Source organism: Cupriavidus sp. BIS7 (assembly GCF_000292345.1).
Taxonomy (GTDB): domain Bacteria; phylum Pseudomonadota; class Gammaproteobacteria; order Burkholderiales; family Burkholderiaceae; genus Cupriavidus.
Window position 1 is genome coordinate 1 of sequence record NZ_ALOU01000066.1, and the last position, 14,606, is coordinate 14,606.

17 protein-coding genes are annotated in these 14,606 nt (G+C 65.3%); 11 read left to right on the forward strand and 6 right to left on the reverse strand.

Annotated features, from left to right (window positions below; translation table 11 throughout):
• Window positions 1-204: 204 nt before the first annotated feature.
• A complete protein-coding gene (locus B552_RS0121230) occupies window positions 205-573 on the forward strand; it encodes a hypothetical protein (protein ID WP_019451068.1) in 369 nt (122 codons plus the stop codon).
• Window positions 574-583: 10 nt separating this feature from the next.
• On the opposite strand, the gene B552_RS0121235 is transcribed toward B552_RS0121230, so the two are convergent.
• Entirely contained in the window at window positions 584-1,177 is a 594-nt protein-coding gene (locus B552_RS0121235; RefSeq protein WP_019451069.1) for a response regulator transcription factor, read from the reverse strand.
• The gene (locus B552_RS0121240; protein ID WP_051003605.1) at window positions 1,177-2,538 is read right to left on the reverse strand and encodes an ATP-binding protein; all 1,362 of its coding nucleotides are present in this window, start codon (window positions 2,536-2,538) and stop codon (window positions 1,177-1,179) included. The genes B552_RS0121235 and B552_RS0121240 overlap by 1 nt, the downstream gene beginning before the upstream one ends.
• Before the next feature lie 200 nt (window positions 2,539-2,738).
• Here B552_RS0121240 and B552_RS0121245 point away from each other — a divergent pair, with 200 nt between their 5' ends.
• On the forward strand, window positions 2,739-3,227 hold the full coding sequence (locus B552_RS0121245; protein ID WP_019451071.1) for a copper chaperone PCu(A)C: 489 nt from the start codon (window positions 2,739-2,741) through the stop codon (window positions 3,225-3,227).
• Between the two features lie 44 nt (window positions 3,228-3,271).
• Here the strand turns inward: B552_RS0121245 and B552_RS0121250 are convergent, their stop codons facing one another.
• Window positions 3,272-4,207 (reverse strand): LysR family transcriptional regulator, encoded by a 936-nt coding sequence (locus tag B552_RS0121250; RefSeq protein ID WP_019451072.1) that lies wholly within the window; start codon window positions 4,205-4,207, stop codon window positions 3,272-3,274.
• 73 nt (window positions 4,208-4,280) lie between these two features.
• A complete protein-coding gene (locus B552_RS0121255; protein WP_019451073.1) occupies window positions 4,281-4,493 on the reverse strand; it encodes a cysteine-rich CWC family protein in 213 nt (70 codons plus the stop codon).
• Window positions 4,494-4,698: 205 nt separating this feature from the next.
• On the opposite strand from B552_RS0121255, the gene argB reads away from it, so the two are divergent.
• The 6 genes from argB to B552_RS0121285 all read left to right on the forward strand — a co-directional run bounded on the left by argB (window position 4,699) and on the right by B552_RS0121285 (window position 10,289).
• On the forward strand, window positions 4,699-5,613 hold the full coding sequence (argB, locus tag B552_RS0121260) for an acetylglutamate kinase (protein ID WP_019451074.1): 915 nt from the start codon (window positions 4,699-4,701) through the stop codon (window positions 5,611-5,613).
• Window positions 5,614-5,678: 65 nt separating this feature from the next.
• On the forward strand, window positions 5,679-6,680 hold the full coding sequence (locus tag B552_RS0121265) for a pyrimidine 5'-nucleotidase (protein ID WP_019451075.1): 1,002 nt from the start codon (window positions 5,679-5,681) through the stop codon (window positions 6,678-6,680).
• Entirely contained in the window at window positions 6,677-7,324 is a 648-nt protein-coding gene (gene slmA, locus B552_RS0121270; protein ID WP_019451076.1) for a nucleoid occlusion factor SlmA, read from the forward strand. Before B552_RS0121265 ends, slmA begins: the two co-directional genes overlap by 4 nt.
• 274 nt (window positions 7,325-7,598) lie before the next feature.
• Complete coding sequence (locus tag B552_RS0121275; RefSeq protein ID WP_026035901.1) at window positions 7,599-8,771, forward strand: homoserine O-acetyltransferase; 1,173 nt, start codon at window positions 7,599-7,601, stop codon at window positions 8,769-8,771.
• Window positions 8,768-9,379: a methionine biosynthesis protein MetW gene (gene metW / locus B552_RS0121280; RefSeq protein WP_019451078.1), complete on the forward strand. Its 612-nt coding sequence runs from the start codon at window positions 8,768-8,770 to the stop codon at window positions 9,377-9,379. Before B552_RS0121275 ends, metW begins: the two co-directional genes overlap by 4 nt.
• Before the next feature lie 91 nt (window positions 9,380-9,470).
• Window positions 9,471-10,289: a thioesterase family protein gene (locus tag B552_RS0121285; protein ID WP_019451079.1), complete on the forward strand. Its 819-nt coding sequence runs from the start codon at window positions 9,471-9,473 to the stop codon at window positions 10,287-10,289.
• Window positions 10,290-10,316: 27 nt separating this feature from the next.
• Here the strand turns inward: B552_RS0121285 and B552_RS0121290 are convergent, their stop codons facing one another.
• On the reverse strand, window positions 10,317-11,597 hold the full coding sequence (locus tag B552_RS0121290; RefSeq protein WP_019451080.1) for a muropeptide transporter: 1,281 nt from the start codon (window positions 11,595-11,597) through the stop codon (window positions 10,317-10,319).
• A 95-nt stretch (window positions 11,598-11,692) separates the two neighbouring features.
• On the opposite strand from B552_RS0121290, the gene B552_RS0121295 reads away from it, so the two are divergent.
• Window positions 11,693-12,670: a M48 family metallopeptidase gene (locus B552_RS0121295; RefSeq protein WP_035880153.1), complete on the forward strand. Its 978-nt coding sequence runs from the start codon at window positions 11,693-11,695 to the stop codon at window positions 12,668-12,670.
• An 82-nt stretch (window positions 12,671-12,752) separates the two neighbouring features.
• Here B552_RS0121295 and argC read toward each other — a convergent pair whose 3' ends face one another.
• Entirely contained in the window at window positions 12,753-13,700 is a 948-nt protein-coding gene (gene argC, locus B552_RS0121300; protein WP_019451082.1) for an N-acetyl-gamma-glutamyl-phosphate reductase, read from the reverse strand.
• Window positions 13,701-13,865: 165 nt separating this feature from the next.
• On the opposite strand from argC, the gene B552_RS0121305 reads away from it, so the two are divergent.
• Both B552_RS0121305 and B552_RS0121310 read left to right on the forward strand, forming a co-directional pair.
• Window positions 13,866-14,162, forward strand: coding sequence for a type II toxin-antitoxin system MqsR family toxin (locus tag B552_RS0121305; RefSeq protein WP_019451083.1), 297 nt, complete (start codon window positions 13,866-13,868; stop codon window positions 14,160-14,162).
• Window positions 14,163-14,187: 25 nt separating this feature from the next.
• Window positions 14,188-14,589 (forward strand): type II TA system antitoxin MqsA family protein, encoded by a 402-nt coding sequence (locus B552_RS0121310; RefSeq protein WP_019451084.1) that lies wholly within the window; start codon window positions 14,188-14,190, stop codon window positions 14,587-14,589.
• Window positions 14,590-14,606: the final 17 nt, after the last annotated feature.

The window sequence follows — 14,606 nt, forward strand, 5'->3', positions numbered from 1 at the left end:
GAACCGCAATGCCCTCTCCCCCAACCCCTCTCCCATTGCATGGGAGAGGGGAGCAACTACATAGGTCCGCATCGCCCCGATACCCGTTCGACGTATCGCCTTCGTTCACATCGGTAAGGTTGGTAAGCATTGGTAAGCACACTGGCGCGGCGCCCCCGGCAAATGCGACCCTTGCGCACCTTGATGGTCCCTGGGAGTCTGCCCATGTCGCAAATCATTTCGCGAACGCCCTTCTTCCATCGCAACCAGGTGCGCAAGCGCCGCGTGGCGATGGCCACTGCCGGCGTTGTGGCCGGTATTACTGCTGCTACCGTGTTCCTTTGCATCCGGCCGGCGGTGGTTCCAACCGCGGTCGCGGCCACATTGCCGGTGACTGCCTCCGCGCATGCCGATCAGCCAGAGCGGCAAGCCATGCACGAGGGCCGGGCCGCGGCAGCCGCCGTGGCGATGGCGTCCGGCGCCATGGTCACGCTGGCCGACCGCCATGCGAGCGATGCCGTGCGCCTGGCCGATGCTTCCGCGTCTGATTCGGCGGACGATCTCGACTGGGATTACGTGCAGCTTCGCATGTAGTCCGTTGCACTCAGCGTGAAACGGGCCGCTTGCCCAGCTTGCGCTGCAACGTGCGCCGATGCATGTTCAGCGCACGGGCCGTGGCAGAGATATTGCCGCCGTGCTCGGTGAGCACGCGCTGGATATGTTCCCATTCGAGCCGTGCCACCGACAGCGGTACCGGCTCTTCAAGCGCGGCCTCGGCCGCATCTTCTGAAATCCCCGCCATCAGCGCCGTCAGGATCGAATCGACGTTGGCCGGCTTGGCCAGGTATTCGTCCGCCCCTTGTTTGACGGCCGCCACGGCCGTGGCGATGCTCGCGTAGCCGGTCAGCACCAGGATGCGTGCGTCGGGCAAGGCCGCGCGCAGCGGCGCCACCAGATGCAGTCCCGATTCGGCCGGCGCGGTGCCGCCCGATTCCGGGGGCGGCCCCAGATGCAGGTCGAGCGTGACGTAGGCGAACGATGTCCTGGCAGCCAGTGCCAGCGCTTCGGCGCCATTGTGGGCAACCTGCACCGCGTAGCCGCGGCGCGTCAGCGCGCGGGCCAGGGTGCCGGAGAAGACCTCGTCGTCATCGATGACGAGGAAGGGCGTAGCGTCGTTGGGTGCAGTGACGTCGGTCATCACGGTTGAAAGTCTGTTTGTGCGGCGATGGTCGGTTCCGGCGCGGCCGTGAGCGGCAGGCGCAGTTCGACCACGGTGCCGCCTGCGGGATTGTCATGCCATGCAATCTGGCCGCCAAGCTGGCGTGCCGCGCTCTGCGCCAGATACAGGCCGATGCCCTGGCCGCCATGCGCGCTGGCCACGGGGGCTTCGCCAAGCCGCGTGCGCAGCGTGGCCGGAATGCCGTGGCCGTGATCGGTGACGCGATAGACCAGCGCTTCGCCCTCGCGCACGATGGCCAGCCGCAGCGGCGGCCCCTGGCGGTGGTCGTGGCCGGCAGCCTGCTGGCTGCGCGCGGCATTGTCCAGCACGATCGTCAGGATCTGGCTCACACGCGCGGTATCCACGGCCTGCTTGCCAGCCTCCGGCGCGGCGGCGGCCTGCAGGCTCGCCTGCGGATGGCGTAGTTGCCAGCGTTCGACGAACGGCGCGAGCCAGGCATCGATCCGCTGCGGCGCCAGTGTTTCGTTGTCGGCGCGCAGGCGTGCCAGGATCGAGCGGCAAAGCTCGAGTTGCTGCTCCATCGTGCGCAGGTCAGGCTGGTAGTCGGCCACGGGCGTGGTGCTGCGCCTCGCATCCTCGGAGTCCGCGCGCAGTTCGCCGGCGATCACGGCCAGCGTGGCCAGCGGCGTGCCGATTTCGTGCGCGACGGCGGCCGCCTGGTCGTTAAGCGCCTCGACGCGCGCCTCGCGCAGCAGCAGTTCGCGTGCCTGATTCAGCTGCGCATCGCGCTGGCGCAGGACATTGGACAGCCGCGCAACAAAAAACGCGATCATGACCGCGCTGGCAACGAAGTTCAGCCACATCCCGGCCAGGTGATAGTTCACGGCATTGTCGGGGTTGTGCAGGTCCAGCGGAATGTATTCGAGCAGCAGCATCGAATAGCAGGCCAGCGCGTAGGCGGCAAGTGCCACGACAAGCCGCCACGGCAGGATGGCCGCGGCGATTGCAAGCCCCGGCAGGTAGAACGAGACAAACGGGTTGGTCGCGCCGCCCGTATAGAACAGGATGGCCGACAGTGCCGTCAGGTCCACCATCATCTGCACCATCAGCTCGCCGTCTGACGGCATCGTGTTGTGCCGGGTGTGCCAGTGCAGGCGCGCCACCGTGAACACATTGAACACCGTCTGCACGACGAACAGGAACAGAAGCGGCTTGTAGGGCAGGATGATCCCGGCCAGCGATTCGCACGACACCAGCAGCATGGCCTGGCCGGCCAGCAGGGCCCAGCGCAGCCAGCACAGGCGCCGCAGGCTCACCAGGCTGTGGCGCTGGGGCGCCGAACCGATGGCAGGAGCGGCGGGGGGCGATGTGGCGGTCATGGCGATCTGAGAATGCATGGCGCGAGTGTAGCAATGCCGCGGATGGCCGCTTGCGCCGTGCGACACAGTGCCGCATTCTGAACCGTGGGCGGCGCTGCCAGACTTCGATGTTTGGGTCGCGGCAAGACAAGCGGGGCACCGCGTGATCTAATGACCGCCCTCAACACCGCCTTCTTCTTGCAGAAATCGTGGAGATGTTTATGAAAGCCAAGTTTCGCGCGGCCCGCGCCGCATCGATCGCAACCCTGGTCCTGGGCGGCCTGCTGGCCAGCGCGCACGCCATGGCGCAAGTCGAAGTCAGCGACGCCTGGGTGCGCGGCACCGTGCCGGCGCAGACGGCGTCGGGCGCGTTCATGACGCTCCACGCGCAGCAGGATGCCAAGCTGGTCGGCGTATCGTCGCCGGTGGCTGCCGCCGAACTGCATGAGATGAAGATGGAGAACAACGTCATGCGCATGCGCCAGATTCCCTCGCTGGATCTGCCGAAGATGCAGGACGTGCAACTGAAGCCCGGTGGCTACCACGTGATGCTGATGGGCCTGAAGCAGCAGCTCAAGGCTGGCGACACGGTGCCCATCACGCTGAAGATCGAGCAGAACGGCAAGGTTACCGAGCAGCAGGTCAACGCCCAGGTCCGCGATGTGGCCGCGCCCGCGCAAGGCGGCGGTCACGGCGATCACAAGCACTAAATCCGGACCGGACAGGGGCCGGACAGGGACCGAGCCGGGGACGGTCAGCCGCGCAGGCTGATCGCCTCCGTGCTGTCAGCCTCCGGGGCGGCGGCCTGCAGTATCCGCTCGCGCAGCCAGGTATGGCCCGGATCGGCCTCTGCCTTTTCGGCCCAGATCATGCTGTAGCTGAAGCCCGGGATCGCGAACGGCGCCTCGAAGATTGCCAGCCGGTCGTCGGCCAGCGCTTCCAGCGTGCGCCGTGCGGCGGTCAATACCATGTTGGTCCCCAGGATCAGCCCCGGCGCCACGCTCCAGTTCGGCACCGCGCAAGCAATCTTGCGCCGCCCGCCAAGCCGCGCCACGGCGGCGTCGATCGCTTCACCGCGTTCGACAGCGGCGGTGACCAGCACGTGCGAACGCGCCAGGTAGGCCACGTGGTCCAGCCGGCCCGTGTCACGTACGGTGGCTGCATCCACCGCGCAGGCGAAATCGTCGTCGAACAGCACCGCCGTGCGCACGCCTTCGGGCTCGAACGCAAACGCACCCAGCGCGAAGTCGATCTCGCCGTCCGCCACTTGTGCCGTCATCGTCTCGCGGCTGGCCTGCGTGACCACCAGGTCGATATTGGGTGCGGCCTTGCGCACGGTGCGTAGCAGGCGCGGCAGCACCACCAGCGCGCCGTAATCAGACATTGCCAGCCTGAACGTGCGTCGCGCAGTGGCGGGCTGAAATCCGCCCGGCCCCAGCAGGATGCGAACCTGCGCCAGCGCCTCGGCCAGCGGGCCGGTCAGTTCGTGAGCGCGCGGCGTCAGCACCAGGCCGCCCTGGCCACGCACGAGCAGCGGGTCGTCGAGCAACTGGCGCAGCCGCGCCAGCGAGTGGCTTACGGCCGGCTGGCTCAGTTGCAGGCGCAGCGCGGCGCGCGATATATGGCGTTCGGCCAGCAGTGCTTCCAGCACCACTAGCAGATTGAGGTCGATTCCGCGTAGGCTATTCATGCGGCGAATGTTAAACGTAATGCGGCAGCTTTGCGCATTCGTTGAATAAAAAATACAGCGGGAAGCAGTAGGATTAAGCGGAGGGCTCGTCCTGCCGCTGTTTCAGGCAGGCGGGGCACAGGCAATGCTGGCCCGCGACGATCTTGCGCGAAGGCAGCAACGGCAGGCTGGCGCACCAGCATTCGGGCAGCCCGGCCACGTAGCCGCAGACAAAGGCGGCGCCGCACTGGCTGCAATGCTCGACCGGGCGCAACTGGCCCGTCAGGATCGTCGACGGATCGGTCATCGAATGCCCCTCTCGCGGATTGCAATGCGGTCGCAGGTTTCTTGTAAAATCGGCGGCTGCCGTGGCCGGATGACGCACTCGGGGGACCCCCGCAGTGATCTGCCTCCCAGACGGTTATTGCCGCAACGCCGGCATCGCCCGTCCTGCCTGTCCGGCGGACGGTTGTCATGATACCTGCTCTACATCACACGGAATGTCCAAAGCCATGAACGACAATCCTGGGCCTGCCACCACTTCGGTTGCGGCCATCGCTCCCGCCCTCAAGGCCGAAATCCTTGCCGAGGCGCTGCCCTATATCCGCAAGTTCCACGGCAAGACCATTGTGGTCAAGTACGGCGGCAACGCGATGACGGAAGAAAAGCTCAAGCACGGTTTCGCGCGTGACGTGATCCTGCTGAAGCTCGTGGGCATGAATCCGGTGGTCGTGCACGGCGGTGGTCCGCAGATCGACGAGGCACTGAAGAAGGTCGGCAAGGTCGGCACGTTCATCCAGGGCATGCGCGTGACCGACGAAGAGACCATGGAAGTGGTCGAATGGGTGCTCGGCGGTGAGGTCCAGCAGGACATCGTCATGCTGATCAACCAGTATGGCGGCCAGGCCGTGGGCCTGACCGGCAAGGACGGCGGCCTGATCCGCGCCAAGCGCCTGCAGATGCCCGATCGCGAAAAGCCGGGCACGTTCATCGATATCGGCTACGTGGGCGATATCGAGGCGATCAACCCGGCCGTGGTCAAGGCGCTGCAGGATGACGCATTCATCCCCGTGATTTCGCCGATCGGCTTCTCCGACGACGGCCAGGCCTACAACATCAATGCCGACGTGGTGGCCGGCAAGATGGCCGAGATCCTCAAGGCCGAGAAGCTCGTCATGATGACGAACATCCCGGGCGTGATGGACAAGAAGGGCAATCTGCTGACCGACCTGTCCGCGCGCGAGATCGAGGAACTGTTCGCCGACGGCACGATCTCCGGCGGCATGCTGCCGAAGATCTCGTCGGCGCTCGATGCCGCAAAGAGCGGCGTGCATTCGGTGCACATCATCGACGGCCGCATCGAACACTCGCTGCTGCTCGAAATCCTGACCGAGCAGGCCTTCGGCACGATGATCCGCTCGCACTGAGCGCATCATGCGGGAATCCGTGCGATGCGCGGGTTCCCGTTTCTCCCTTCATTCCATATACCCGCGTGTTTATCAGACAGCCCACCCAGCGTAGCGGCGTAGTACGCGCTCGCGTATCGTCGAACCACCGGCCACGCCGACGTCTGGCCCGTGGCGCGGTTGGCGATACGTCGGGCGACGTCGTCTGGCTGTTCGACCTCGACAACACGCTGCATGACGCGTCGCACGCGATCTTTCCGGCCATCAACCGCCTGATGACCGCGTACGTGGCGCGCGTGCTGGGCAGCGACGACGCCACGGCCAGCCGTGTGCGCGTCGACTACTGGCAGCGCTACGGCGCCACGCTGCTTGGCATGATCCGGCACCATCAGGTGGACCCCGCGGATTTCCTGCGCGCCGCGCACGACTTCCCCGAACTGGCCGACATGGTGCGCGTGCGGCGTGGCCTGGTGGCCGCGCTGCGCCGGCTGCCCGGACGCAAGATCCTGGTTACCAATGCGCCGCGCGACTATGCGCGGAGCGTATTGGCGATCGCCGGCATCGAACGCTGCTTCGAACGGGTCGTGGCCATCGAGGACATGTGGGTGCACGGCCATTTGCGTCCCAAGCCGGATCGCCGCATGCTGCGGCGGCTGCTGGCGCAGATCGACGTGTCCCCGCACCGCGCGGTTCTGGTGGAAGACACGCTGTCGCACCTCAAGCACTATGCGGCCACAGGTATCCGCACGGCCTGGGTGACCGGCTATCTGCGCACGATCGCGCCTTCGCGGCCGCATGTGGCGCCGGCTCAGGATAGCAGCGTGCCCGGTGCGGTGCGCGATGCCGCCACGCGCTCGACGCTGGCGGCCGAAGATCGCCAGAACGTGGCGCATACCGCGCAGGAGCGTTCGGTTACGCTGGTGGCGGCCGAGAGCCAGGACCCCGCCGGTGCGGCAACCGCGCCACAGTCACAGCCGGATCACGCGCCGCGCGTGCGGGCACGCATGACGAAGCGGCCCGGTTATGTGGACATAAAAGTACAATCAATGCATCAACTCCTACGACGAATACGGGGAATCGGGTCATGACGGAAATCATTGCAAGCCAGACAGAGGCGCACACGCCCGCCGGCCACTCGCTGGAGGCTCCGGCGCGCAAGCGCCCGCGCCCGGGCGAGCGCCGTATCCAGATCCTGCAGACGCTGGCCGGCATGCTCGAGCATCCGCGCGGGGAAAAGATCACCACGGCGGCGCTGGCCGCGAAGCTCTCGGTTTCCGAGGCCGCGCTGTACCGCCATTTCGCCAGCAAGGCGCAGATGTTCGAAGGCCTGATCGGCTTTATCGAGCAGACCGTTTTCGGCCTGATCAACCAGATCACCACGCAGGAAGAGCATGGCCTGCGCCAGGCCCAGGCCATCGTGCGCATGCTGCTGTCGTTCGCCGAAAAGAACCCGGGCATGACGCGCGTGCTGACGGGCGAGGCTCTTGTGGGCGAGCACGAGCGCCTGCAGGAACGCATCAACCAGATGATCGACCGCATCGAGGCGTCGCTGCGCCAGTGCCTGAAGGTGGCCGCCACCCAGGCGGCGTTTCCGCCCGATGCCGATATCCCCGTGCGCGTGGCGCTGATCACGGCTGCCGTGCAGGGGCACTGGCACCGCTATGTGAAGAGCGGCTTCCGCAAGGCGCCGGGCGAGAACATCGACGCCCAGTTGCGCGTGCTTCTGGGGTGATCGAAGCGGAGCCGGGCACGAAATCCGGATTGCACTATAATGTGCGGGTCGCGCCGATTTGATGACTGGCTTGCGGGCGCGCGGCAACGGGAAGGAAGGCTTCCGGTTGCCAATATAAATGCGGCTAAAGAGGTTGGGTCGGTGCCTCGCGGGAAAGTTAATCCACGTACGGCACCGGCGCGCGGGACACCGCGAAAGCCCGACTTGGCTGCGAAGCAACACACGCACTGCCAGTCGGGTTTTTTTATGCCTGCCTCACTCGCGGGCCCCGCTCATGACCGATGTCGCTCCTCCCGCTGGCGTACTTGATGTGCCGACCGATTCCGTCGGCGTCGTCACGCCCCAACGCATGCATTTCGCAGAGCCGCTGCAGCTCCGCAACGGCAGCCAGATCGCCGGCTATGACCTGATGGTCGAAACGTACGGCACGCTGAATGCGGCGCGTACCAACGCCGTGCTGGTCTGCCACGCGCTCAATGCCTCGCACCACGTGGCCGGAATCGCCGCGGATAATCCGCGCGATATCGGCTGGTGGGACAACATGGTTGGCCCGGGCAAGCCGCTCGATACCAACCGCTTCTTTGTGATCGGCGTGAACAACCTCGGGTCGTGTTTCGGCTCGACCGGGCCGATGAGCATCAACCCGGCCACGGGCGAGCCCTATGGCGCGCTGTTCCCGGTGGTGACGGTCGAGGACTGGGTCAACGCGCAGGCGCGCGTGGCCGATATCTTCGGCATCCAGCAGTTCGCCGCGGTCATGGGCGGCAGCCTCGGCGGCATGCAGGCGCTGGCCTGGAGCCTGATGTATCCGGAGCGGCTGCGCCATTGCATCGTGGTGGCGTCCACGCCGAAGCTGTCGGCGCAGAACATCGCGTTCAACGAGGTTGCGCGCAGTTCGATCCTGTCCGACCCGGACTTCCACGGCGGCAACTACTACGCGCACAACGTCAAGCCAAAGCGCGGCCTGCGCGTGGCACGCATGATCGGTCATATCACCTACCTGTCCGACGAGGACATGGCGGAGAAATTCGGCCGTTCGCTGAAGACCGAGGACATCCGCTTCTCGTTCGACGTCGAGTTCCAGGTGGAAAGCTACCTGCGCTACCAGGGCGACAAGTTTGCCGAGTATTTCGATGCGAACACCTACCTGCTGATCACGCGCGCGCTCGATTACTTCGACCCGGCGCTGACCCATGGCGGCGACCTCACGCGCGCGATGGCGCAGACGCAAGCGGGCTTCCTGGTGGTGAGCTTTTCCACGGACTGGCGCTTCGCACCGAACCGCAGCCGCGAGATCGTCAAGGCGCTGCTCGACAACAAGCGGCCGGTATCGTACGCGGAGATCGACGCCCCGCACGGCCACGACGCCTTCCTGCTCGACGATCCGCGCTATCACAACCTGATGCGCGCCTACTACGACCGCATTGCAGAGGAGATCGGCGCATGAACGCGGCCTCCAATCCCAACATCCTCGCGCTGCGCCCGGACTTCCGCGCCATCGCGCGCTGGATCGAACCGAATTCCACGGTGCTGGACGCCGGCTGCGGCGACGGCAGTCTGCTGCGCGTGCTGCAGGATGAACTCGACGTGCAGGCCTACGGCATCGAGATCCGCGACGAAGAAGTGCTGGCCTGCGCCCAGAAGGGCGTGCATGTCATCCAGCAGAACCTGGAAGGCGGGTTGGCTTTGTTCGAGGACAAGAGCTTCGACACGGTGATCCTGTCGCAGACGCTGCAGACCATCCACAACACGGCCCAGGTGCTGCGCGACACGCTGCGCGTCGGCCGCGAGTGCATCGTCTCGTTCCCGAACTTCGGCTACTGGCCGCACCGCCTGTCGGTATTTCGTGGCCGCATGCCGGTGTCCGAGTCGCTGCCGTACCAGTGGTACAACACCCCGAACGTGCGCGTGCTGACCATCAGCGACTTCGAGGCGCTGGCGCCCAAGGTGGGCCTGCGCGTGCTCGACCGCGTGGTGATGCACGAGGGCGTGACGGTGAACTGGGGCGTCAACTGGCGCGGCAGCCTGGCGGTGTACCGCGTTTGCGCGGCCTGATGGGTATCGACATGGCGAGTCGATAGCTTGACGCAAGCGTGTGGCAGGCATAACGTACGTGAGTTAGCGAACGATCGTACTTTTTCCTGCCATGACGCAAGCGCCCCTGCATCCACTCGATCAAGCCCTGCAACTCGAACCGGCTGGCGAACACCGGTTTCGCGGACACACCAGCCAGGCCTACTGGAACATGATCGGGCCGTTCGGCGGTGCCACGGCGGCGGCCATGCTGCAGGCCGCGCTGATCCACCCCGAGCGCCTTGGCGATCCCAGCGCGCTGACCGTCAATTTTGCGGGACCGATCGCCGAAGGCGCGTTCGAAATCGTCGCGCGCCCGTCGCGCACCAACCGGTCGACCCAGCACTGGCACCTCGAACTGCTCCAGAACGGTGAAATCACCACCACCGGCAGCGCCGTGTTTGCAGTGCGGCGGGAGACCTGGAATTGCGGAGAGGCCGTGATGCCCGTGGCATCCGCCCCCGAATCGTTGCCGAGGATGAACGGCTTTGCGCCGGTCAAGTGGCTGGGCAGCTATGACATGCGTGCCGTGCGGGGCGCCAAGCCATCCTCGTCCCCCGGCACCGAGAACCCTGACAGCCTGACCCAGTTCTGGATTCGCGACGAACCCGCGCGCACGCCCGACTACGCGGCCATGGCCGCCTGGTGCGACGCGTTCTACCCGCGCATCTTCCTCAAGCGTGCGGGCTTCGTGCCGGCCGGTACGGTGTCGTTGACCACGTATTTCCATGCCGATGCGGCCACGCTTGCGGCGCTGGGTCATGGTCATGTACTTGGCAGCGCGCAGGCGCGGGTGTTCCGCCAGGGGTTTTTCGACCAGAGCGCGGAGATCTGGAGCGCCAGCGGCGAGCTGCTCGCCACCTCGCACCAGATCGTCTACTACAAGGAGTGATTGGCGGGGTGCGCCTGCGGCTGAGTGTCAGGCCGGGCGCGGCACTGCCGGGTCCGCCGGCTCACGCGCCTGGGCTTCGTAGCGGTGCACCGTGTTGCGCATCGCCCAGAGCAGCGCCACGCCCGGCACGGCTGCCAGCACGGTGCCAAGGTAGAACGGCGCCCAGCCCCAGGCTTCGACCATGTAGCCGGAGGTGGGACCCACGTAGACGCGCCCGATCGACGCCAGCGCCGACAGCAGCGCGTACTGCGTGGCGGAGAACGAGCGGTTGCAGAGCGTCATCAGCAGCGCCACGAACGCGGCGGTGCCCATGCCGCCGCAGATGTTCTCGATGGCGATCGTCGCGCCCATCGACCACAGGTGCGGCGGCGTGACAGACAGGATCCAGTAGCCGAGGTTCGACACCCCCTGCAGGATGCCGAACAGCATCAGCGAGCGGTACAGGCCCAGGCGCACCATCAGCGATCCGCCGAACAGCGCACCGATGATCGTCGCGGCCAGCCCCAGCGTCTTGTTGACGATGCCGACCTCGCCCGGGTCGAAGCCAAGGCCGCGGATCAGGAACGTGGTCGACAGGCTGCCGGCGAAGGCGTCCCCGAGCTTGTAAAGGACGATCAGCAGCAGCAGCCACCAGGCACCCTGGCGGCCAAAGAAGTCACGCAGCGGGCCCAGAACCGCGTCTTCGAGCGAGTGCGGCGCACGCGCCGGGACATCGGGTTCGGGCGCCCAGAGCAGCGTGACCATCCCCACGCTCATCAGCGCCGCCATCAGCAGGTACATCTGTGGCCAGCCCAGCACACGGTCGGCCAGATAGAGCGCGAGCCCACCGGACACCAGCATCGCCAGCCGGTAGCCGAGCACCTTGACCGCCGCGCCAACACCGCGTTCGGCCGGGCGCAGCACGTCCGTGCTGTAGGCATCGAAGACGATATCCTGGGACGCCGACAGGAAGGCCACCAGCGTGGCCAGGGCCGCCAGCGCCCACAAGGCCTGGTGGGGCGGGCAGAACGCCATTGCCGCAATGCCCAGCACCAGCCCCAGCTGTGTGACCAGCAGCCAGCCACGCCGCCGGCCCAGCAGCGGCGGCGTGAAGCGATCCATCAGCGGCGCCCAGAGAAACTTGAAGATATAGGCCTGGCCGACCAGCGAAAAGAAACCGATGGTCTTGATGTCGAGCCCCTCGACCGTCATCCATGCCTGAAGGGTGCCCGAGGTCAGTGCCAGGGGCAGCCCGGAGGCAAATCCCAGCGTCAGCATGGCGCCGATGCGGCGGTTGCGGAAGATGTCGAGATAGTCTTGAAAATTCATGATGTCGAGGACGGCGCACGGCTGGCTGTGTATTATTGCATCACCATTCGGGCGCCCCCGAACAAGTCACGACTTCCTACTCAGCGAGCCCTGCCGTGAACCCGATCGAGTCCGAGACATCGTGCCGGTTGTACCAGCAGGCCGTGGCCGCTGCGTTCGCGTTGTCCGCCGTGCTTGGTGCAGTTTGCGCCCCGCCGGTCCGGGCGCAGGAACTGTCCGTGGTTGCCGCCCCCGACGACGGCGTGCAGGTCGAGCGGCGCTATTCCAAGGTGCGCGAGATCGTGCCGATGGATGTCATCGACCAGCAGGCCGCCCGCGAATATGAACAGGTCAAGCAGGAGGCGATCGCCAAGCACACGCTGGTGGATGAAGACGATCCCCAGGTGAAACGCCTGCGCGAGATCGGCATCCGGCTGCTGCCACAGACCGTGCTCTGGAACCCGCGAGCGGGGCGCTGGGCCTGGGAAATCAACCTGATCCGCTCCAAACAGATCAACGCCTTCTGCATGCCGGGCGGCAAGATGGCGGTCTACTCGGGCCTGCTCGAAGAACTCAAGCTGACTGACGACGAAGTGGCGATGGTCATGGGCCATGAGATCTCTCACGCGCTGGAAGAGCACGCGCGCCAGCGCGCCGCGCAAGCCGAGATCTCCAATCTTGGCGCCAACGTTGTGTCGCAACTGACCGGCTTCGGCAATCTTGGAAACATGGATATCGGCTCCAACGCCAAGATGCTGTCGCTGCGCTTCTCGCGGCAGGAAGAGACCGAGGCCGACCTGATCGGCATGGACATTGCGGCGCGCGCCGGCTATGACCCGCGCGCGGCCATTACGCTCTGGCAGAAGATGGGCACGGTGCTCAAGGCCGGCGACGAGTTCACGTCGACCCATCCGTCCGGCCGCAACCGGATTGCCGTGCTCCAGGCGCACATGAACGAAGTGCTGCCGCTCTACGCGAAGTCCATGTCCATGTCGATGGACAAGCTGCCGCCGTACAAGGCCAATATGGCCGACCTGAAAGATGCGCCGGTCGATTCGGGCGACGAGGATCGCCAGCATCCTTTGAAGAAGTAGGGGGGGCGCGGCGCGGATGGCACCCGCGAGGCGAAAAAAAACCGGCTCGATGCGAGCCGGTTTTTTTGTGGCAAACGGGACGTCAGGCAGCCAGCCCCGTGGCTTCGTCCGCACCGATATGGACGTTCATGCATTGCACGGCCGCACCGGCCGCACCCTTGCCGAGGTTATCCAGGCGCGCCACCAGGTTCAGGCGGTCTTCGTTGCCGAACACGAACAGGTCCACGCGGTTGGTGTCGTTGTTGGCTTGCACGTCGAAGAAGCCGTTGTCCAGGTTGGCGTCGCTGTTGTACGGGTGCACGCGCACAAACTGCTCGCCTTCGTAGTGCTTGCGATAGATGTCGAGGATGGCTTCCGCATCGGCCTTGCGCGACAGCAGCGCCGGGTACACCGGCACCGTCACGGCCAGGCCCTTGAGGAAGTTGCCAACGATCGGGTTGAAGATCGGCGCCTGCGACAGGCCGGCCTGCACACGCATTTCCGGCAGGTGCTTGTGCGCCAGACCCAGTCCATACGGGCGCGGGCTCATCAGCTTCGGATTACCTCCGGCCTCGAACTCGGCGATCATCGACTTGCCGCCACCGCTGTAGCCGGTCAGCGAGAACGCCGAGAGCGGATAGTCGGCCGGCATCAGACCGGCTTCCACCAGCGGGCGCACGGCCAGCACAAAGGCGCTGGCGTGGCAGCCCGGCACGGCGATGCGCTTGCTGGCGCGCACCTTCTCGCGCTGGCCGCGGGTCAGTTCCGGCAGGCCATAGGCCCAGTTGTCTGCGGTGCGGAACGCCGTGCTGGCGTCGATCACGCAGGTATCGGGGTTGGTCACCAGCGACACGGCTTCTCGCGAAGCCACGTCCGGCAGGCACAGGAAAGAGACGTCCGACGCGTTCAGGAATCGTGCTCGCTCCTGCGGGTCCTTGCGCTTGTCATCGGCAATGCGCAGCAGCTCCACATCGGTGCGACCCGAGAGATAGTCAAGCAGCCGGAGACCGGTGGTTCCTTCCTGACCATCGACGAACACTTTGAAAACCATGGCGGACTCACTCTGAAAAATGCGAAAAGTCTCCTGTCCCAGAGGGTGGAGAACCTGCATTGTAGCGAGGTTGGGGGCCGGACGCAGGGTTTACGCCAAAAGAGACCTATTGCAGTTCGGCACAGTTCGGGACTGGCAGAAAATAACCAAGTAGGTTAATCTCGCATGGAGAAATCGACGGCGCATTACAAGCTGGACCGGGTAAGGACGCTGATTGCAGAAAGGCGCATCGTGTTTACGGCTGGCGCTTCACAGGGCTACCGCGCAATGTCGATGTCCCGGGTAGAAGCCGTGGAAATAGTCGAGAGGCTGTGCCCAGCGGACTTCTACAAGAGCATGACCACCTATGCGGATCATCGTGTCTGGCAGGATGTCTATCACCCTCGCACACCCATTGGCAGCCTCTACGTAAAGCTGACGGTGGAGAGCGAATTGCTCGTTGTGTCGTTCAAGGTCCGGTAGAAGGTGTCCGAAGGGAGTAAATGAGATGAAATGTCCAGAATGTGGCGGCGCCGACCTGGTCAAGGGGCGCCGTGACCTGCCTTATACCTATCGCGGCGAAAGTACCGTCTTTGAAGACGTGGAGGGCCAATGGTGTCCCGTTTGCGGCGAAGGAGTGCTTTCGCGGGAAGAGGACGAGCGTCTCGACGAGATCGCCCTGGCCTTCAACAAGCAGGTCAATGCCGCCCTCGTCGATCCCAATTTCATCGTTTCCGTCCGCAAGAAGCTTCACCTGGACCAGAAGGAAGCCGGCCAGATCTTCGGCGGCGGAGTGAACGCATTTTCTCGCTATGAGACCGGCCGCACGAAGCCACCGCTGTCGCTTGTCCAGCTACTCAGATTGCTGGATCGTCACCCGGACTTGCTGGACGAGATCCGCGCGGCTTGAGGGCGGTCCCCGGCATG